Source organism: Bacillus sp. IBL03825, assembly GCF_024712505.1.
Classification (GTDB): Bacteria; Bacillota; Bacilli; order Bacillales; family Bacillaceae_G; genus Bacillus_A; species Bacillus_A wiedmannii.
On record NZ_JAMXKE010000001.1, the window covers coordinates 1,349,355 to 1,367,696 of the forward strand.

Here is an 18,342-nt window from a genome sequence, read left to right on the forward strand (position 1 = left end):
CTTACTATCATACAATTTAATCAAAAAATAGAAAAGAAATATGCGCATACAACATGTACAATCAATAAAAAAAGGATGCACTTTAAAAGGGGATAAGGTATTATGATAAGGTGTGAAAAATTACATATTCGTTATTAAGGAGGCACTACTCGTGGCTGATTGGTTAATTGGAATAATCATGGGGGCTGTTGAAGGTTTAACAGAGTTTTTACCAGTTTCATCAACAGGACATATGATTTTAACAGGTCATTTACTTGGATTTGACGACGAGAGAGCGAAAGTTTTCGAAGTTGTTATTCAATTGGGATCGATTTTAGCAGTTGTTGTTATATTTTGGAAGCGTCTATGGTCTTTAGTAGGTATAGGGAAAGTAACCGAGGGACCATCGTTAAATTTATTACATATTATTATCGGGATGATTCCTGCCGGCGTACTTGGCGTATTGTTCCATAGTGCGATTAAAGAAGTTTTATTTGGGCCAGGCCCAGTTGTCATCAGTTTAGTGGCTGGTGGTATTTTAATGATTGTTGCTGAGAAGTTTTCGAAACCAAGTACAGCAAGAACATTAGATGAAATCACATATAAGCAAGCTTTTACAATTGGAATGTTCCAATGTTTAGCGCTTTGGCCAGGATTTTCTCGTTCTGGTTCTACAATAAGTGGTGGTTTATTAGCTCGCGTGTCACATACAGCGGCGGCTGAATATACATTTATTTTAGCAGTACCAATGATGGTAGCTGCAAGTGGTTTAGATTTAATTAAAAGCTGGGATATATTAAGTACGGCTGATATCCCATTATTTGCAACAGGATTTATTACAGCATTCGTTGTTGCGATGCTTGCAATTGTTTCATTCTTAAAATTATTAGGTCGTGTAAAACTAACACCGTTCGCTTACTACCGTTTCATTTTAGCTGCGGTATTCTATTTCTTCTTCATTATGTAATAAAAAAACTGCCGAGTTCGGCAGTTTTTTTATTTTACTACTTTTTCCATCATGCTTTCCATTACATGTTCCCAAAGAGAAGTATCATCAGCTAATGTGGCACGGAAATTAGCGTACATTTCTTTTTGTTTCTCTTCGAATGTTGGATCTTCTTTTTCAGGCAATGTAGCGCGCATTGAAGTTACTAACTCTTGTACTTTTGGAGCGCGTGGTCCCCAAACGGCTTGTTCATTTCCATCTTTATCAATGAAAATAAAGATTGGAATGGCACGTGCTGTTCCATTTGTTAAATATTGATCCATTAATTCTAAGTTTTCATCGCGAATTAATAATCTCATATCAATATTTGCAACTTCAGAAATTCGTTTCATAACAGGTACGCATAAAAGAGCGTCACCACACCAATCAGCTGTTAATACGATAACACGCCAGCCATCATTTTGGCGTTCTTCTAATACAGGAAGTAATTCATTTGGAATTAAAAAGTTATTGTAAATGTGCAGTAGCTCGTATTGATTTACTTTCATTTCATTCACATATGTATCAAAGGACATACCTTTATCAGCCCATTGTTGTAAGTTCATAAGTAACACCTCTTTAGTATGATTTGTTTTCATTGTACCAATTTTTATATAGAAAAGCTTGTATTCTTACTCTTTCTTATCACTAAATAATTTATTGAGTGTGTAAAGGAATAGTGCGACACATAGTTCAGCTATGTTGGACATTTGTACACTCTCTATCCAGTCGTCGGCGGTATGTATGACAAACCAATCTAACGTAATTTCAATTATGGAGAGCAGAGCGATTGAGAGCCAATTGGGCATATTTATCATCATTGGATGAAAGAGCACTTTAAAGAAAATAAATATAAAATATGTAATACCATCTAATAAAAGAATAAGTAAAAAAAGAGTAGTAGAGCTGTTCTTGATGAATATTCTATACCTGTAATATGAAAGATTCCTACATATACAAAGAATATAAATGCAAAAATTATAATGAGAAACAGAATAACAAAACCAATAATCAAAGTCTTATCTTTTAGATTGAGATTAGAAAATTTGTCTTCTTCATTCATTATTCCATCCCCTTTTTCTGGAAAATCAACTTTATTGTATCATGAAATGTCTATTAAAAAACTACGAATTATGGGAAAATAAGGTGACAAAAAGTAAGATTTCATGTAAAATTATTAATAAGGTTTTTATTTAACTAAATGAAATAAAAGGGGCTGTCAAAGTTGTCTCAAAATCGAGAGCAATTAATGGAAGAACTATCGACAAATGTTTTTGCTATGTTCCGCACGTTGCGTAATGATATTGGAAAGATATTTGGTGGTTACATACCGTGGAATGAGTTCATCGTCCTTAGAATATTGAATCGTACGAATAAAGAAATGGTATCACGTGTAGCCAATGAGTTAAATGTGTCGAATAGTCATATTACAGCTGTTACAGAAAAATTAATTAATAAAGGCTTTGTAACCCGTTCACGTTCTACATCAGATCGCAGAGTTGTATATTTAGAGATTACAGAGCAAGGAAAAGATTTAGTTGCAAAAATGGAAGGGGAGAAAAAGAAATATTTACAAGAAAGATTCTCCGCGCTTTCAGAAGAAGAAATGAATATAATGATATCTATTTCTAAAAAACTTATTTAAGTCATTACAAGTAAGAAAACGCTTACGTATTGAAGAAGAAGGCTTTCCTTATATGAGGAAGGTCTTCTTTCGTATGTAAAAGATTATAAAAAAGAAAATATGTAACATACTACTAGTAAAGGAAGGGGGCAAAAATATGACAAATCGAAATGGTAGTAAAGGGAGCGGAAATCAAGGCTCACCAAAATCAGGACAATTTCAGCAAGAGTTTAGTGCGGAATTTGATACTGGTAATGATAACAAAGGAAAAGAATATCGTTCGAAAAAAGGAAGTAAATCAAAAAAGGAGTGAATCATTTCACTCCTTTTTTGATTTAAGATGCTGCAGATTGATCTGTATTATATTTTTCTTCTGATTTTGCGACGATCATTGCACAAATTGCATCACCAGAAATATTTACAGCTGTTCTTGACATATCTAGAATGCGGTCAATACCGATAATTAAGGCAATACCTTCTACTGGTAGATTTACTTGATTTAAAACCATCGTAAGCATTACAAGTCCAACACCTGGTACACCGGCAGTACCGATACTAGCTAGTACAGCAGTTAATACGACGACAGCTAATTGGGACATAGTAAGATCAACTCCGTATACTTGAGCGATAAACACAGTTGCTACACCTTGCATAATGGCAGTACCATCCATATTAATCGTTGCACCTAGTGGTTGTACAAAAGAACTTATCGCTTTTGGAACGCCAAGTTTTTCTTGTGCTGTTTTCATCGCAAACGGAAGAGATGCATTAGAGCTAGATGTACTAAATCCAATTGCCATTACCGGTCCGAAATGTTTAAAGAAACGGACAATACTTTCTTTTGCTAATACCTTTAATAATCCGCCATAGACGAAGACGCCGTGAATAATAAGTACTAGCATAACGACAATCATATACTTGAACATCGCAGCGACGCCTGCAAGACCCATTTTACCAACGGATGAAGCGAGCAATCCAAATGTTCCGATTGGCGCTAATTTCATAACGAGATTAACAAGATACATCATTAATTCGTTGCCCTGTTCAAGTAATGAATGGATACCTTGAACCCGTTTTCCTAAAATAGCTATACCGAGTCCGATTAATACGGCAAAGGCAATAATTTGTAACATGTTTCCATCAGCCATCGCTTTTGCTGGGTTATCTGGTACGATATTTAGCAATGTATCCACGAAAGATGTTTCGGTTTTTGCCCCTTCATATTTAAGCCCTTCTGTTTTAAAGTTACCGCCAGATCCTGGTTGAATAATCAGTGCAAATGTAACTGCAATAGAGATAGCAACGGCTGTAGTTACAAGAAAGAATGAAATTGATTTTAAGCCGATTCTTCCAAGTTGTTTCGGGTCTCCAAGCCCAGCAGCTCCGAGCACGATAGAAATGAATACAACAGGAACAACTAGCATTTTAATGAGGCGAATAAACAATTGACCAAGTGGATTGAACACATATTGGTTTAATGGTTCAAAAATGGATGGTGCAGCTAAATTTAAAGTGAGTCCAACAACTAAACCGAGAAATAATGCAATTAAGATTGCTTTTGTTTGTTTCAATAAAACCCCCCTTATTTTTGTGAAATTGCTTTCTACATTAATTGTACCGAAAAACTACTTGTTTTGACATTATTTTCTGAATATTTTGTATAAAAATTTGTGTTTAAATATAGATTGCTTTTGCTAAAGTAAGCAAAAAAGTTGGGGAATCTAGTTAGAAAACAAAGTAGACCATCACATAAGATGGTCTAGGGAAGGGGACAATTTATGTCAATTTAATTAGGGATGGAAGTTGTTCAAGACACTGGGGAATGTCTTATAAATTAGGGAGGAACAACTTCGATACATATACTATAAAAGATAGAAGTGACCTTGGTGTGAACATAGAGTGAAAGGGAGAGGGAGTTTTAGATAAGAGATAGAGTAAACAAAAAATAAGACCATCACATAAGAGATGGTCAAGGAAGGGGACAATTTATGTCAATTTAATTAGGGATGGAAGTTGTTCAAGACACTGGGGAATGTCTTATAAATTAGGGAGGAACAACTTCGATATATATACTATAAAAGATAGATGTGACCTTGGTGTGAACATAGAGTGAAAGAGAGAGGGAGTTTTAGATAAGAGGTAGAGTAAATAAAAAATAAGACCATCACATAAGAGATGGTCAAGGAAGGGGACAATTTATGTCAATTTAATTAGGGATGGAAGTTGTTCAAGACACTGGGGAATGTCTTATAAATTAGGGAGGAACAACTTCGATATATATACTATAAAAGATAGAAGTGACCTTGGTGTGAACATAGAGTGAAAGGTATGAGAATTTGAGAAATGATACATATAAAATGATTGTTGCGAGAGTTGTAGAGTACGAATAAATATAATAGAAAGTTTCTTGTCATAAAATGAAGTGGAGTTCGAGTATAAATAAAAGTTGAAATCTTTAAAAAAAAGGATTATGCTCAACTATATTATAAGAATATAAGGTTTATCCCGCTATGTAAGGTTTCTTATAAGCCTTTAGTTATGAGGGGAAAAGGGAGTTAGTGAATATGGAAGTAACAAAAAGACAAGGGCTGTATAATCGTTTTATACGATTAAATCCACCACAAATATTAGCATTAGGTTTTTTCTGCTTAATTGTGGTTGGCGGTTTGTTATTAAAGTTACCATTCGCAACGAAAGTACATATTAGTTGGGTAGATGCTTTCTTTACGGCAACGTCAGCAGCAACTGTAACGGGATTAGGGGTAGTAGATACTGCAAGTACGTTTACGATGTTTGGCGAGATTGTTATTATGTTTTTAATTCAAACAGGTGGTTTAGGTCTTATGACAATTGCCATTTTAATTGTTTGGGTATTAGGTAAAAAAATCGGGTTACGCCATCGATTATTAATCGGAGAGGCATTTAATCAGACAAATATAGGTGGTCTTGTAAAATTAGTAAAGCGTGTCTTTATATTTTCAATTTGTATTGAGCTTATTGGAGTCATCTTTTTATCGTTTCGCTTTATTCCAGAGTTTGGCTTTGGAAAAGGTGTATACTATAGTATTTTTCACGTTATTGCATCTTATAATAATGCTGGATTTGCTCTATGGCCGGATAATTTAACAAGGTATGTAGGAGATCCTATTATTAATATTGGGATTTGCTCTTTAATCGTAATAGGTGGTCTCGGTTTTACCGTATTAATTGATATATGGTATAGTCGTAGCTTTCGAAAATTATCACTTCATTCTAAAATCATGATTGTTGGAACAGTAGCGTTAAATGTTATAGCAATGATTGTGATTTTTGTATTGGAATATAATAATGTGAAGACGTTAGGGAATTTACCTTTAAATGAAAAGTTATGGGCTTCTTTCTTCCAAGGTATTACTCCTCGTACTGCTGGATTTAATACAGTTGACTACGGGGGAATGGAAGAATCATCTATATTATTTACGATGGTTTTAATGTTTATTGGTGCAGGAAGTGTATCAACAGGTGGAGGGATTAAATTAACAACTTTTGTTATTTTAGTTACATCCGTTCTTTCTTTCTTTAGAAAAAAAGAGGAAATCGTTTTATTTCAGCGCACTATAAAAATGTCAACAGTAACGAGAGCGTTAGCCATTGCTGTTGCCAGTCAAATACTCATTTTTGCAGCAGTATTTGTATTAATGCTTACAGAAAACTTTAGTTTTATTCAGTTACTATTTGAAACAATTTCAGCGTTTGGAACAGTAGGGTTAACGATGGGGATTACTGCAAAGTTATCAGCGTTTGGAAAATGTATTATTATGTTTGTTATGTTTTGTGGATTAATTGGACCGTTAACACTTGTTTTTTCTTTAGCGCGACCAGCAAAACAAAAAATCAAATATCCATCGGAAGATGTATTTACAGGATAAGGTATCCCGCATAAGCGAGATACCTTTTTCTTTTTAAAAAAGGGAGAACAATAATCCGACAAGTGCTACTCGGAATAAAATTGCAATGAGTGCTGCAATTCCGCCGACAATCGCAGCGATACCACCAGTTACAGTAGCTCCGCGATTATAAGCGTAAATTCCTAGTAATACAGAAACAAGACCAAATAATGTTGGGAAGGTAAAGAGTGATAAGATAGATAAGGCAAGAGCGATAAAGCCAGCAGTTGATCCAGCGGCGGACGATCTTACATCATCTTTATTATCTTTCTCATCGTAATCATAATCAATGCGCTGTGGTGCAACCTCAGCTGCATATTCTTCTTTATAGTCACTATAATCACTATCTATTCTATCTCTTTTTTTATACTCATCAAATTTCTCAGTCAAAGTCATGACTCCTTTCATAACAAGGTTCAATAGTAGTATGCATCTCTTTTTCTTTTTTATCCCGCTATTTGTGGCCCGCAAACGCCCGATTGGTAAGGGTTAATACTTAGTGGGTGATGAACAAAACCTCATTGATTAAAATTTTACTTTATCCGAGCTTGTACAAGGCGTAATTCCACTTAGAAGAGTGGAATTATTTTTTTGAAATAGGAAAAGTTAGTATGACTTCCTCTATTTTGGAAAGTATAAAAAAGAATAATGAGGAAAGGGTGCAATACATAATGGAACATCCAATTGAAAATTTAATGAAAACAGCAATGACAAATTTAAAAGAAATGGTAGATGTAAATACGATTGTTGGAAGTCCAGTTTCAACAGCTGATGGAAATGTAGTATTAACAGTATCTCAAGTGGCTTTTGGTTTTGGTGCCGGTGGAAGTGACTTTAAAGGTGATTTTATTTCCGAAAAACATAATAACGGACAAGGGCAGCATAAAGAGCACAAGCAAAGTCATCCATTTGGAGGCGGAAGCGGGGCTGGGGTTTCTATTAGCCCAGTTGCTTTTTTAGTAGTCGGTTCTAACGGTGTGCAAGTATTACACCTCAATAGTAGTACACATTTAATTGAAAAGGCTTTAAATACGGTACCAAGCACTGTAGATAAATTTGTAAATGGTCGCCAAAAGTGAACTTGCATTTTTTAGGAATTATGATATATTAGAAAAAGTGCGCTTTAAGATGATCGGAATAATTGAACTGTAAATATATATGATGTGTGGAATAAGGGAGAGGAATTTATGATTAATATCAAAAACTTAGTAGTTGGCTTATGTATGTTAGTAAGCGGTTTTGTTGTATATGTAATAAAAGAAAAAGCTCCATTCTAAAACAGACAAACCGTTACTGTCTGTTTTTAATTTGTAAAAAATGTTGACAAGTTATTGTATTGGTGTTAAAATTTTAATTCGTGTCTCGGTTACAGCTAGTATAAAGTAAATAAATCTTATAAATGTAATACGAAAAGTTTGCGAAAGATCGGGTAGTCTTACCAACAACTTTTGTGAACAAACCCTATAAATTATTATTGTAGGCTTTATATGTATACTAGTGAATCAAGGAGCGGTCAGTGGAACCGTAATGATGAGAGAGAGGTAGGGCTTTCATCCAGTATATGTTACTTTCCCGTTAGGTGAATATAAAAAAGAGGACTCCTTTTCAAAAGGAGTCCTCTTTCTTTTTTAAGTGCGGCTCTCAACTTGCTGACAAATTTCATCTGTTGTTAAACCATGAGCTGCAATTACCGATCCCTTAATTGATGCATCTGCAATACCCATCATATTAGAATCTTGCCCAGTTACAACACAACAATCGCACCCTTGTGCATCATGTTCTGAGCCCAGGGTAACAACTTCATGTCCCTGTTGCTGAAGAGCTTGTTGAACATCTGTTAATGAGTTTTCAACGCCAATTCTAGCCATAATTCTCACCTCCTACCATCTAGTTGCTAGTATGCTCTAGTACATCGTATATATTTATGCAAAGACGGTAGGAAGCATATATTTATCCTGCTATTTACGGATAGCTTGATTAAAGTATCACTTTATTTAGTCGTTATATACACCAGTAAGCATTTGACTTACGAATTGATCGTTTAAAGTATCTTGGGCAGAAGAAGTATTTGAATGAATGTCAATTGAAGCAATAAAATTATTATGTTCTTTATTATTTGGTTCTACCTCTACATAATTATCGAATTTACAAAAACCTTTCGTATCCATTAGATCAAATAGTTGAAGCATTTCTACTACCTCTTGTCTCGTTCCTTTAATTTGTACACACGCCATATTGATTTCCTCCTTCATTTTGACAAATTGTTTTTTAAAAATAGGATTATGATTACGAAACGAAAAATATGAATGTTATTTTTAGACAGCGTTATTTTTATTATTTTCCCCCTTTTTCAGCAAAAGTCGTTATATATTCCCGAATTTATAAAAACGGACGTCCGTTTATTGAATACAATAGATTCGTATCAATTGATGAAAATCCTTCTTTTAAACAAATATTTTTTTTAGGGGAAATTGACGAAAAAAATTTTTTGACTTTTTGTAAACGTTAACAATGCTGTTAAATCAATATAATCAAAGATGTATGTACGATTAAAAATTAAAAATTTTCTAAAAATTTACTTGATTTATTTAGAAAGGAGAGTAAACTAGGAAACAATAAAAAATTCATAGAACATAGGAGGCGCTTTCCAGTGAACGAGCAATGGATTTTCTTAAATGGAGAATTTGTTCCAAAAGACGAGGCAAAAGTTTCAGTATATGATCATGGTTATTTATATGGCGATGGAGTATTTGAAGGAATTAGAGTATATAGCGGTAATGTTTTCCGTTTGAGAGAGCATCTTGTCCGGTTATATGAATCAGCAAAATCCATCATGTTAGAAATTCCATATTCTTTAGATGAAGTAACGCATATTGTTGTTGAGACGATTCGACAAAATAAATTATCTAATGGATACATTCGCCTTGTTGTATCGAGAGGAGCAGGAAATCTTGGATTAGATCCTGATTCTTGTAAGAAACCGAATGTAGTAGTAATTGCAGAACAACTATCTTTATTCCCGCAAGAATATTATGAAAAGGGGATTCCGGTTGTAACAGTTGCAACGCGCCGAAACCGTCCAGATGTTTTGTCGCCTCAAGTAAAATCTTTAAATTACTTAAACAATATTTTAGTTCGTATTGAAGCGAAATTAGCTGGAGTACAAGAAGCACTTATGTTAAATGATCAAGGATACGTAGCTGAAGGATCGGGAGATAACGTGTTTATTGTAAAAGGAAATAAATTAATTACACCACCAAGTTCTGCTGGAGCGTTAGAAGGCATTACACGAAACGCTATATTAGAAATCGGTGAAAAACTTGGATATGACGTTAGAGAAGAGTTATTTACAAGACATGATGTATATGTAGCTGATGAAGTATTTTTAACAGGAACGGCTGCTGAAGTAATTGCTGTTACGACAGTAGATGGTAGAACGATTGGTTTAGGGCAAACAGGTCTACATACGAATCGTTTATTAGAAGAATTCCGAAAGTTAGTTGTAGAAGATGGAGAGAAGATTTACGAAGAAAATAAAGTTGGATAGCAACTCTTTATAACAATAAGAAAGCGTTGAGAGGGAGGAGTAGTTGATTGTGAAGCCTCACAGAGAGTCGGTGGTTGCTGAAAACCGATGGTTCACGTCGACGAACATCGCCCTTGAGTGCTAAGCTGAAGCATTTGTCTAGGCTTAGACGGTAGCTCCGTTATTAGCTAGACTCATTTATGGGTCACTGAGGCAAGAGTATTCTTGCGAAGAAGGGTGGTACCGCGAAATCTTTCGTCCCTTCAGCACATAGCTGGAGTGTGGACGTAGGATTTTTTTTATTGATAAAAGTTTTCAAAAAGGGGGCTTATAAGAACAATGTCTTCAAAAACGGAAGAGAAACTGGCAACTGGTGCACAGCTATTGTTAGAAGCGTTAGAAAAGGAAGGAGTAGAAGTAATTTTCGGTTATCCTGGTGGTGCTGTTTTACCTCTTTATGATGCACTCTATGACTGTGAAATTCCGCATATTTTAACAAGGCATGAGCAAGGAGCTATTCACGCCGCGGAAGGGTATGCCAGAATTACTGGCAATCCAGGGGTTGTCATTGCAACGAGTGGGCCAGGTGCTACAAATGTTATTACGGGCCTAGCAGATGCGATGATTGATTCATTACCACTTGTTGTATTTACAGGGCAAGTAGCAACGACATTAATTGGAAGTGATGCTTTCCAAGAAGCGGATATTATGGGGCTTACGATGCCAGTGACAAAACATAACTATCAAGTGCGAAAGGCTTCAGATTTACCTCGAATTATTAAAGAAGCATTTCATATTGCTAGAACAGGAAGACCAGGCCCAGTCGTTATTGACCTTCCGAAAGATATGGTAGTAGAGCAAGGAGAACGATGTAATGACGTACAAATGGATTTACCAGGATACAATCCTAATTATGAACCGAATTTACTCCAAATAAACAAATTATTACAAGCAATTAGGGCTGCAAACAAGCCGTTAATTTTAGCTGGAGCAGGTGTATTGCATGCGAAGGCTTCGAAAGAGTTAACAAGTTTTGCTCGTAAATATGAAATTCCTGTTGTGCATACATTACTTGGTCTTGGTGGGTTTCCGCCAGATGATGAACTTTTTCTAGGAATGGGAGGAATGCACGGTTCTTACACAGCCAATATGGCGTTATATGAATGCGACTTACTTATTAATATAGGTGCAAGATTTGATGATCGTCTTACTGGGAATTTAGCTTATTTTGCTAAAAAGGCGACTGTTGCGCATATCGATATTGATCCAGCCGAAATCGGAAAAAATGTGCCGACTGAGATTCCAATTGTTGCAAGTGCTAAGCGAGCGCTGGAAGTATTACTTCAACCAGAAGGAAGGAAAGAAAATCATCATAAGTGGCTCTCTTTATTAAAGAGTAGAAAAGAAAAGTATCCACTATCTTATAAAAGGAATTCGGAAAGTATTAAGCCTCAATACGCAATTGATATGTTATATGAAATTACGAAAGGAGAAGCGATTGTAACAACAGATGTTGGGCAACATCAAATGTGGGCAGCCCAATATTATCCGCTCAAAACTCCTGATAAATGGGTAACTTCAGGAGGATTAGGAACGATGGGCTTCGGATTTCCAGCAGCAATTGGTGCGCAAATTGCAAAGCGTGAGGAATTAGTTATTGCAATTGTAGGTGACGCTGGATTTCAAATGACCTTGCAAGAATTAAGTGTGTTAAAAGAACACTCATTGCCTGTTAAAGTATTTATCTTAAATAATGAAGCTTTAGGAATGGTAAGACAATGGCAAGATGAATTTTATAATCAAAGATACTCGCACTCTTTACTGTCGTGTCAACCAGATTTCGTCGCTCTTGCGAATGCGTATGGCATAAAAGGAGTTCGTATAGATGATCCACTTCTTGCAAAGAAGCAAATACAGCAGGCGATTGAATTACAAGAACCAGTCGTAATTGATTGCCGTGTACTTCAATCAGAAAAGGTAATGCCGATGGTTGCGCCAGGGAAAGGTGTTCACCAAATGGAGGGAGTGGAAAAAAGGTGAAGAGAATTGTTACAGCGACAGTTCGAAATCAAAGTGGTGTGTTAAACCGAATTACGGGTGTTATGACACGAAGACATTTTAATATTGAAAGTATTTCAGTAGGTCATACGGAATCATCGGACATATCGCGGATGACGATTGTTGTACACGTTGAAAATGAACAGCAAGTGGAACAGTTAATTAAACAACTTCATAAGCAAATTGATGTTCTGAAAGTATCAGATATTACAGAAGAAGCGATGATCGCAAGAGAACTTGCACTTATTAAAGTAGCAACATCAGTAGCAAGAGCAGAATTATATAGTTTAATTGAACCGTTTCGAGCCGCTGTAATAGATGTTGGGAAGGATTCCATAGTTGTGCAAGTAACTGGTACGCAGGAGAAAGTAGAAGCATTAATTGAATTACTTCGTCCGTATGGTTTGAAAGAAATTGCTAGAACAGGTGTAACAGCGTTTACGCGTAGTATGAAAAAACAAGATAAGCAAGTTATGTTAATTCAATAACCATTTAAATATAGGGGGAAATGAAAATGACAAAAGTTTATTATGAGAAAGATGTAACGGTAAATGTATTAAAAGAAAAGAGAGTAGCAATCATTGGATATGGCTCGCAAGGTCATGCACATGCACAAAACTTACGTGATAACGGATTTGATGTAGTAGTAGGTTTAAGAAAAGGGAACTCTTGGGATAAAGCGAAAGAAGATGGATTTTCTGTATATACAGTAGCAGAAGCAGCGGAAAAAGCTGATGTAGTAATGATTCTACTACCGGATGAACTGCAGCCAGAAGTATATGAAGCGGAAATTGCGCCAAATTTAAAGGCAGGAAATTCTCTCGTTTTTGCTCACGGATTTAATGTGCACTTTGATCAAGTGAAACCACCAACTAATGTAGATGTATTTCTAGTAGCACCAAAAGGTCCAGGGCATCTTGTGCGCCGTACATTTGCTGAAGGCGGAGCTGTTCCTGCATTATTTGCAATATACCAAGATGCAACAGGAGTTGCGACTGAAAAGGCACTTTCTTATGCTGATGGAATTGGAGCGACGAGAGCCGGTGTATTAGAAACGACGTTTAAAGAAGAAACAGAAACAGATTTATTTGGAGAGCAAGCTGTGCTTTGCGGCGGAGTAACTGCACTAGTAAAAGCTGGATTTGAAACGTTAGTTGATGCCGGTTATCAACCGGAACTTGCATATTTTGAATGTTTACATGAACTAAAACTAATCGTTGACCTTATGTATGAAGGCGGACTTGAAAATATGAGATATTCAGTTTCAGATACAGCGCAGTGGGGCGACTTCGTATCAGGCCCACGCGTTGTTACGGAAGATACGAAGAAAGCGATGGGTGCAGTGCTAGCAGAAATTCAAGATGGTACATTTGCAAGAGGCTGGATTGCAGAGCATAAAGCAGGAAAACCAAATTTCCATGCGACAAATGAGAAAGAGAATGAACACGAAATCGAAGTAGTTGGACGTAAATTACGTGAAATGATGCCGTTTGTACAGCCGCGAGTAAAGGCAGGGGTTAAATAATATGAAGCAGATTTTGTTCATGGATACGACGCTACGTGATGGCGAACAATCACCAGGAGTGAATTTAAATGAACAAGAGAAATTGCAAATTGCAAGGCAATTAGAGAGACTAGGTATTAATGTCATGGAAGCTGGTTTTGCAGCAGCTTCCGAAGGGGATTTTCAATCGGTAAAACGCATCGCAAATACCATTCAAAATGCTACAGTTATGAGTTTAGCTAGAGCGAAAGAAAGTGATATTCGAAGAGCATATGAAGCCGTGAAAGGTGCTGTATCTCCTCGTCTACACGTATTTTTAGCTACAAGTGATATTCATATGAAATATAAACTTTGTATGTCAAAAGAAGATGTATTAGATAGTATTCACCGCTCGGTGACACTCGGGAAATCATTATTTCCGACAGTACAATTTTCAGCAGAAGATGCGACAAGAACAGCAAAAGCTTTTTTAGTTGAAGCAGTTGAAGTTGCAATTCGTGCAGGAGCGAATGTAATTAATATTCCAGATACAGTTGGATATACGAATCCAGAAGAATATTATTCTCTTTTTAAATACTTACAAGAATCCGTTCCTTCATATGAAAAAGCAATTTTCTCTTGTCATTGTCACGATGATCTTGGGATGGCAGTAGCGAATTCATTAGCTGCGGTTGAAGGCGGAGCGTTGCAAGTAGAAGGAACAATTAATGGAATTGGAGAAAGAGCAGGGAATGCGGCGTTAGAAGAAGTCGCAGTTGCTCTTCATATTAGAAAAGATCTCTATAAAGCGGAGTCTTCTATGACGCTAAAAGAGATTAAAGCGACGAGTACATTAGTAAGCAGATTAACCGGTATGGTTGTACCGAAAAATAAAGCGATTGTTGGAGCGAATGCATTTGCTCATGAATCAGGAATTCATCAAGATGGTGTATTAAAAGAAGTGACAACGTATGAGATTATTGAACCAGAGCTAGTAGGCGAATCTCAAAATCTATTCGTACTTGGAAAACATTCTGGACGTCACGCGTTTACAGAAAAAATGAAAGAGCTTGGTTATGAATTTACAAAGGAAGAACGAGATGCGGTGTTTGAAGCCTTTAAAAAATTAGCTGATCGTAAGAAGGAAATTACTGAGGAAGATTTACGTGCACTTATGCTTGGGGAATCAGCATTTGCGGCTCAGCAATATAACATTACGCAACTACAAGTACATTTTGTATCAAATAGTACACAATGCGCGACAGTTGTGCTAAAAGACGAAGAAGGAAATGTATACGAAGATGCAGCCACTGGTTCTGGTAGTATTGAGGCGATTTATAATGCAATCCAAAGAATTTTAGGATTAGAATGTGAATTGGCGGATTATCGCATACAATCTATTACACAAGGTCAAGATGCACTGGCTCATGTTCATGTTGAATTAAAAGAAGGAACGCATCAAGTATCAGGTTTTGGTGTTGCACAAGACGTATTGGAAGCTTCGGCGAGAGCATATGTCCATGCAGCAGGGAAATTGAAATCTTTTATCCAGCTTGTGAAATAAGTGTTTGATAGGTGAGAGAAGCCTTCCTCACCTATCAAATTAAAGTTCTGAAAATTCAGTTAAAAGGAGTGTTGAAATTGGAAAAACGTATCGTTTGTTTAGCTGGTGATGGTGTTGGCCCAGAAGTTATGGAAAGTGCGAAGGAAGTATTGCATATGGTAGAGAGGTTATATGGGCATCATTTTCATTTGCAAGATGAGTATTTTGGCGGGAGTGCTATCGATGTAAATGGGCAACCATTACCGCAACGAACGCTTGCCGCTTGTTTAGCAAGTGATGCGGTTTTACTTGGAGCGGTTGGTGGACCAAGGTGGGATAGCGCGAAGGAAAGACCGGAGAAAGGATTATTAGCTCTAAGAAAAGGGCTTGGAGTATTTGCAAATGTTCGCCCTGTAACGGTAGAAAGCGCAACGGCACATTTATCGCCATTAAAAAACGCTGATGAAATTGATTTCGTTGTCGTTCGTGAATTAACAGGTGGGATTTATTTTTCTTATCCGAAAGAACGAACGGACGAAGTAGCAACAGATACACTTACGTATCATCGACATGAAATTGAACGGATCGTTTCTTATGCCTTTCAATTAGCGAGTAAGCGGAAGAAAAAAGTAACATCTATTGATAAGGCGAATGTTTTAGAATCTAGTAAACTATGGAGAACTGTTACGGACGAAGTAGCACTTCGTTATCCAGACGTTGAACTAGAACATATTTTAGTAGATGCAGCTGCGATGGAGTTAATTCGGAATCCAGGACGGTTTGATGTAATTGTAACGGAAAACTTATTTGGGGATATTTTGAGTGACGAAGCTTCAGTATTAGCGGGATCATTAGGAATGCTTCCATCAGCAAGTCATGCAGAAAAGGGACCTTCATTATACGAGCCTATTCACGGATCAGCGCCGGATATTGCCGGAAAAAATAAGGCGAATCCAATTGCAATGATGCGCTCTGTTGCAATGATGCTTGGGCAATCATTTGAATTAACGAGAGAAGGGAATGCAATTGAATCTGCGATATCTGCAGTTCTTAAATTAGGAAAATGTACAGTAGATATCGGAGGAGATGAGACGACAACTTCATTTACGAAGGCAGTTATACAAGAGATGGAAGAGCAAGCGTTAGTAGGGAGAGGGAGATAATGGGAAAAAGGCTGCTAGATAAACTTTGGGAAAGACACGTAGTTACGACAAACGAAAATGGATTAGATTTATTATATATCGATCTTCATCTTGTTCATGAAGTAACGTCACCGCAAGCCTTTGAAGGCTTGCGGCTTACAAATCGAACGGTTCGCAGATCTGATTTAACATTCGCAACGATGGATCATAATATTCCAACGAAAGATGTTTGGAATATTACCGATCGCATTGCGAAACAGCAACTAGATACACTCCGGGAAAATTGTAAACAATTTCAGGTGCCGTTAGCGGATATCGGGGATGAAGAGCAAGGGATTGTTCATGTTATCGGACCAGAACTTGGACTTACACAACCAGGAAAAACAATTGTTTGTGGTGATAGTCATACAGCAACGCATGGTGCGTTTGGCGCGCTAGCATTTGGCATTGGTACGAGTGAAGTGGAGCATGTATTGGCAACGCAAACGTTATGGCAACGAAAGCCGAAAGCGATGGGTATTGAGTTAAAAGGAAAATTACAGAAAGGTGTTTACGCAAAAGATATTATTTTGCATTTCCTTTCAAAGTACTGTGTAGCAGTTGGAACTGGATATGTAATGGAATTTTACGGAGAGACGATTGAGGCTATGGAGATGGAAGAGAGAATGACGCTTTGTAATATGGCAATTGAAGGAGGAGCAAAGGCTGGTATTATAGCACCAGATGAAAAAACATTTGCTTATGTAAAAGGACGTAAATATGCACCGAATGACTTTGAAACATTCGAGAAGAAATGGTCTGAACTTTATACAGATTCAGATGCAATTTATGATTTACATATTACGATAGATGTGACGGATTTAGCACCGTACGTTACGTGGGGAACCAACCCGAGTATGGGTGTTCGTATTGATGAAAAATTGCCAGAAAAGCAGGATGCAAATGACGAAAGAGCATTTTCTTATATGGGATTAAGCCCTGGACAAAGCACGTATGACATTCCTGTTCAGCATGTTTTCATTGGATCTTGTACAAATTCCAGGCTTTCTGATTTAGAAATTGCTGCATCTGTTGTGAAAGGGAGAAAGGTAAAAGAAGGTGTGCGAGCGCTCGTTGTACCTGGATCGAAAAGAGTAAGGGAAGCTGCGATGCAAAAAGGGCTACATCACATATTTGAAGAAGCTGGATTTGAATGGAGAGAACCTGGATGCTCAATGTGTCTTGGAATGAATCCAGATCAAGTACCTGAAGGAGAACATTGTGCTTCGACTTCAAATCGTAATTTTGAAGGAAGACAAGGAAAAGGGGCACGAACACATTTAGTTAGCCCAGCAATGGCGGCAGCAGCTGCGTTATACGGTCATTTTGTTGATACTAGAAAGGAGAGTTATGATGGAGCCATTTCGTATTCATAAAGGTACTGCTGCAGTACTGATGAATGATAACATTGATACAGATCAAATTATTCCGAAGCAATACTTAAAGAGAATTGAAAGGACGGGATTTGGAAAATATTTATTCGATGAATGGCGTTATGATAATAACCGCCATGAAAACCCTAATTTTCCGCTTAATGCACAAAATAGAAAAGGAGCAAGTATATTAATTACAGGTGATAATTTTGGTTGCGGTTCTTCAAGAGAACATGCTCCGTGGGCGCTTGCTGATTATGGTTTTCGCGTTATTATCGCCGGCGGGTTTGCAGATATTTTTTATATGAATTGTATGAAAAATGGTATGTTACCAATTGTAATGGATAAAGAAATGCGAGAACAACTTGCCAAAACGGATGCGAGAGAACAAATAGAAGTAGATTTAGAGAATGAGGTAATTACAACGAGTACGCACAGATTTCATTTTACGATCGAGAAAATGTGGAAAGAGAAATTATTAAATGGTCTAGACGAAATTAGTATTACGATGCAATATGAACAAGAAATTGTAGAGTATGAAAGGAAAGTAACTTTATATTAAGAAATAACGGAATGTTCAAAATGTATTTACATTCAGAATTAAGTATTATATACTATGTAAAAATCAGAGGAGAAAGGGAGTAAGTATTATGAATATCATGCA

Annotated in this window: 20 protein-coding genes, 1 pseudogene and 1 other annotated feature; of the genes and pseudogenes, 15 read left to right on the plus strand and 6 right to left on the minus strand. The window is 36.7% G+C overall.

Annotated features, from left to right (window positions below):
- The first annotated feature begins 151 nt into the window (after window positions 1–151).
- Window positions 152–946, plus strand: coding sequence for a bacitracin resistance undecaprenyl-diphosphatase (gene uppP / locus NHG49_RS07070; protein ID WP_064476696.1), 795 nt, complete (start codon window positions 152–154; stop codon window positions 944–946).
- A gap of 29 nt (window positions 947–975) precedes the next feature.
- On the opposite strand, the gene NHG49_RS07075 is transcribed toward uppP, so the two are convergent.
- On the minus strand, window positions 976–1,563 hold the full coding sequence (locus NHG49_RS07075; RefSeq protein ID WP_002070995.1) for a thioredoxin family protein: 588 nt from the start codon (window positions 1,561–1,563) through the stop codon (window positions 976–978).
- Between the two features lie 33 nt (window positions 1,564–1,596).
- Window positions 1,597–2,027, minus strand: a pseudogene (locus NHG49_RS07080) (regulatory YrvL family protein).
- A gap of 162 nt (window positions 2,028–2,189) precedes the next feature.
- Here NHG49_RS07080 and NHG49_RS07085 point away from each other — a divergent pair.
- On the plus strand, window positions 2,190–2,609 hold the full coding sequence (locus NHG49_RS07085; protein WP_000081442.1) for a MarR family winged helix-turn-helix transcriptional regulator: 420 nt from the start codon (window positions 2,190–2,192) through the stop codon (window positions 2,607–2,609).
- A gap of 136 nt (window positions 2,610–2,745) precedes the next feature.
- Window positions 2,746–2,901: a hypothetical protein gene (locus tag NHG49_RS07090; protein WP_000184929.1), complete on the plus strand. Its 156-nt coding sequence runs from the start codon at window positions 2,746–2,748 to the stop codon at window positions 2,899–2,901.
- Window positions 2,902–2,923: 22 nt separating this feature from the next.
- On the opposite strand, the gene NHG49_RS07095 is transcribed toward NHG49_RS07090, so the two are convergent.
- Window positions 2,924–4,159, minus strand: a complete 1,236-nt coding sequence (locus tag NHG49_RS07095) for a dicarboxylate/amino acid:cation symporter (protein ID WP_098111732.1) — start codon at window positions 4,157–4,159, stop codon at window positions 2,924–2,926.
- A 993-nt stretch (window positions 4,160–5,152) separates the two neighbouring features.
- Between NHG49_RS07095 and NHG49_RS07100 the strand changes: the two genes are divergently transcribed.
- The gene (locus tag NHG49_RS07100; RefSeq protein ID WP_000454120.1) at window positions 5,153–6,496 is read left to right on the plus strand and encodes a TrkH family potassium uptake protein; all 1,344 of its coding nucleotides are present in this window, start codon (window positions 5,153–5,155) and stop codon (window positions 6,494–6,496) included.
- 33 nt (window positions 6,497–6,529) lie between these two features.
- On the opposite strand, the gene NHG49_RS07105 is transcribed toward NHG49_RS07100, so the two are convergent.
- On the minus strand, window positions 6,530–6,922 hold the full coding sequence (locus NHG49_RS07105; RefSeq protein WP_002007169.1) for a hypothetical protein: 393 nt from the start codon (window positions 6,920–6,922) through the stop codon (window positions 6,530–6,532).
- A gap of 203 nt (window positions 6,923–7,125) precedes the next feature.
- Here NHG49_RS07105 and ytfJ point away from each other — a divergent pair, with 203 nt between their 5' ends.
- Entirely contained in the window at window positions 7,126–7,593 is a 468-nt protein-coding gene (gene ytfJ, locus NHG49_RS07110; protein ID WP_064476678.1) for a GerW family sporulation protein, read from the plus strand.
- Between the two features lie 108 nt (window positions 7,594–7,701).
- Window positions 7,702–7,791, plus strand: a complete 90-nt coding sequence (locus tag NHG49_RS07115; protein WP_000608225.1) for a hypothetical protein — start codon at window positions 7,702–7,704, stop codon at window positions 7,789–7,791.
- A gap of 351 nt (window positions 7,792–8,142) precedes the next feature.
- Here NHG49_RS07115 and NHG49_RS07120 read toward each other — a convergent pair whose 3' ends face one another.
- Both NHG49_RS07120 and NHG49_RS07125 read right to left on the minus strand, forming a co-directional pair.
- On the minus strand, window positions 8,143–8,382 hold the full coding sequence (locus NHG49_RS07120) for a YkuS family protein (RefSeq protein WP_000101010.1): 240 nt from the start codon (window positions 8,380–8,382) through the stop codon (window positions 8,143–8,145).
- A gap of 126 nt (window positions 8,383–8,508) precedes the next feature.
- On the minus strand, window positions 8,509–8,748 hold the full coding sequence (locus NHG49_RS07125) for a DUF3911 family protein (RefSeq protein ID WP_000752504.1): 240 nt from the start codon (window positions 8,746–8,748) through the stop codon (window positions 8,509–8,511).
- A 68-nt stretch (window positions 8,749–8,816) separates the two neighbouring features.
- Between NHG49_RS07125 and NHG49_RS31430 the strand changes: the two genes are divergently transcribed.
- The 9 genes from NHG49_RS31430 (at window position 8,817) to leuD (ending at window position 18,240) form a co-directional block, all read left to right on the plus strand.
- On the plus strand, window positions 8,817–9,023 hold the full coding sequence (locus tag NHG49_RS31430) for a hypothetical protein (RefSeq protein ID WP_048561401.1): 207 nt from the start codon (window positions 8,817–8,819) through the stop codon (window positions 9,021–9,023).
- A 141-nt stretch (window positions 9,024–9,164) separates the two neighbouring features.
- The gene (ilvE, locus tag NHG49_RS07130; protein WP_064476677.1) at window positions 9,165–10,061 is read left to right on the plus strand and encodes a branched-chain-amino-acid transaminase; all 897 of its coding nucleotides are present in this window, start codon (window positions 9,165–9,167) and stop codon (window positions 10,059–10,061) included.
- A gap of 17 nt (window positions 10,062–10,078) precedes the next feature.
- Window positions 10,079–10,306, plus strand: a binding site (T-box leader).
- Window positions 10,307–10,379: 73 nt separating this feature from the next.
- On the plus strand, window positions 10,380–12,080 hold the full coding sequence (ilvB, locus tag NHG49_RS07135; RefSeq protein ID WP_064476676.1) for an acetolactate synthase large subunit: 1,701 nt from the start codon (window positions 10,380–10,382) through the stop codon (window positions 12,078–12,080).
- The gene (ilvN, locus tag NHG49_RS07140) at window positions 12,077–12,586 is read left to right on the plus strand and encodes an acetolactate synthase small subunit (protein ID WP_000822948.1); all 510 of its coding nucleotides are present in this window, start codon (window positions 12,077–12,079) and stop codon (window positions 12,584–12,586) included. The genes ilvB and ilvN overlap by 4 nt, the downstream gene beginning before the upstream one ends.
- A gap of 20 nt (window positions 12,587–12,606) precedes the next feature.
- The gene (gene ilvC, locus NHG49_RS07145) at window positions 12,607–13,623 is read left to right on the plus strand and encodes a ketol-acid reductoisomerase (RefSeq protein ID WP_141669146.1); all 1,017 of its coding nucleotides are present in this window, start codon (window positions 12,607–12,609) and stop codon (window positions 13,621–13,623) included.
- 1 nt (window position 13,624) lies between these two features.
- Window positions 13,625–15,145 carry a 2-isopropylmalate synthase gene (gene leuA, locus NHG49_RS07150; protein WP_064476674.1) on the plus strand — a complete coding sequence of 507 codons (1,521 nt, stop codon included), beginning with the start codon at window positions 13,625–13,627 and terminating at the stop codon, window positions 15,143–15,145.
- Window positions 15,146–15,222: 77 nt separating this feature from the next.
- Complete coding sequence (leuB, locus tag NHG49_RS07155; RefSeq protein ID WP_258125636.1) at window positions 15,223–16,287, plus strand: 3-isopropylmalate dehydrogenase; 1,065 nt, start codon at window positions 15,223–15,225, stop codon at window positions 16,285–16,287.
- The gene (leuC, locus tag NHG49_RS07160; RefSeq protein WP_258125637.1) at window positions 16,287–17,681 is read left to right on the plus strand and encodes a 3-isopropylmalate dehydratase large subunit; all 1,395 of its coding nucleotides are present in this window, start codon (window positions 16,287–16,289) and stop codon (window positions 17,679–17,681) included. The genes leuB and leuC overlap by 1 nt, the downstream gene beginning before the upstream one ends.
- A complete protein-coding gene (gene leuD / locus NHG49_RS07165) occupies window positions 17,659–18,240 on the plus strand; it encodes a 3-isopropylmalate dehydratase small subunit (protein ID WP_064476671.1) in 582 nt (193 codons plus the stop codon). Before leuC ends, leuD begins: the two co-directional genes overlap by 23 nt.
- Window positions 18,241–18,342 lie beyond the last annotated feature (102 nt).

Bases quoted from the DNA above. Each gene is read 5' to 3' on its own strand.
- NHG49_RS07075 (WP_002070995.1), bottom strand. From the start codon at position 1,563: ATGAAAACAAATCATACTAAAGAGGTGTTACTTATGAACTTACAACAA.
- NHG49_RS07090 (WP_000184929.1), top strand. From the start codon at position 2,746: ATGACAAATCGAAATGGTAGTAAAGGGAGCGGAAATCAAGGCTCACCA.
- NHG49_RS07100 (WP_000454120.1), top strand. From the start codon at position 5,153: ATGGAAGTAACAAAAAGACAAGGGCTGTATAATCGTTTTATACGATTA.
- NHG49_RS07105 (WP_002007169.1), bottom strand. From the start codon at position 6,922: ATGAAAGGAGTCATGACTTTGACTGAGAAATTTGATGAGTATAAAAAA.
- ytfJ (WP_064476678.1), top strand. From the start codon at position 7,126: ATGACTTCCTCTATTTTGGAAAGTATAAAAAAGAATAATGAGGAAAGG.
- NHG49_RS07115 (WP_000608225.1), top strand. From the start codon at position 7,702: ATGATTAATATCAAAAACTTAGTAGTTGGCTTATGTATGTTAGTAAGC.
- NHG49_RS07120 (WP_000101010.1), bottom strand. From the start codon at position 8,382: ATGGCTAGAATTGGCGTTGAAAACTCATTAACAGATGTTCAACAAGCT.
- NHG49_RS07125 (WP_000752504.1), bottom strand. From the start codon at position 8,748: ATGGCGTGTGTACAAATTAAAGGAACGAGACAAGAGGTAGTAGAAATG.
- NHG49_RS31430 (WP_048561401.1), top strand. From the start codon at position 8,817: ATGAATGTTATTTTTAGACAGCGTTATTTTTATTATTTTCCCCCTTTT.
- ilvB (WP_064476676.1), top strand. From the start codon at position 10,380: ATGTCTTCAAAAACGGAAGAGAAACTGGCAACTGGTGCACAGCTATTG.
- ilvC (WP_141669146.1), top strand. From the start codon at position 12,607: ATGAAAATGACAAAAGTTTATTATGAGAAAGATGTAACGGTAAATGTA.
- leuA (WP_064476674.1), top strand. From the start codon at position 13,625: ATGAAGCAGATTTTGTTCATGGATACGACGCTACGTGATGGCGAACAA.
- leuC (WP_258125637.1), top strand. From the start codon at position 16,287: ATGGGAAAAAGGCTGCTAGATAAACTTTGGGAAAGACACGTAGTTACG.
- leuD (WP_064476671.1), top strand. From the start codon at position 17,659: ATGGAGCCATTTCGTATTCATAAAGGTACTGCTGCAGTACTGATGAAT.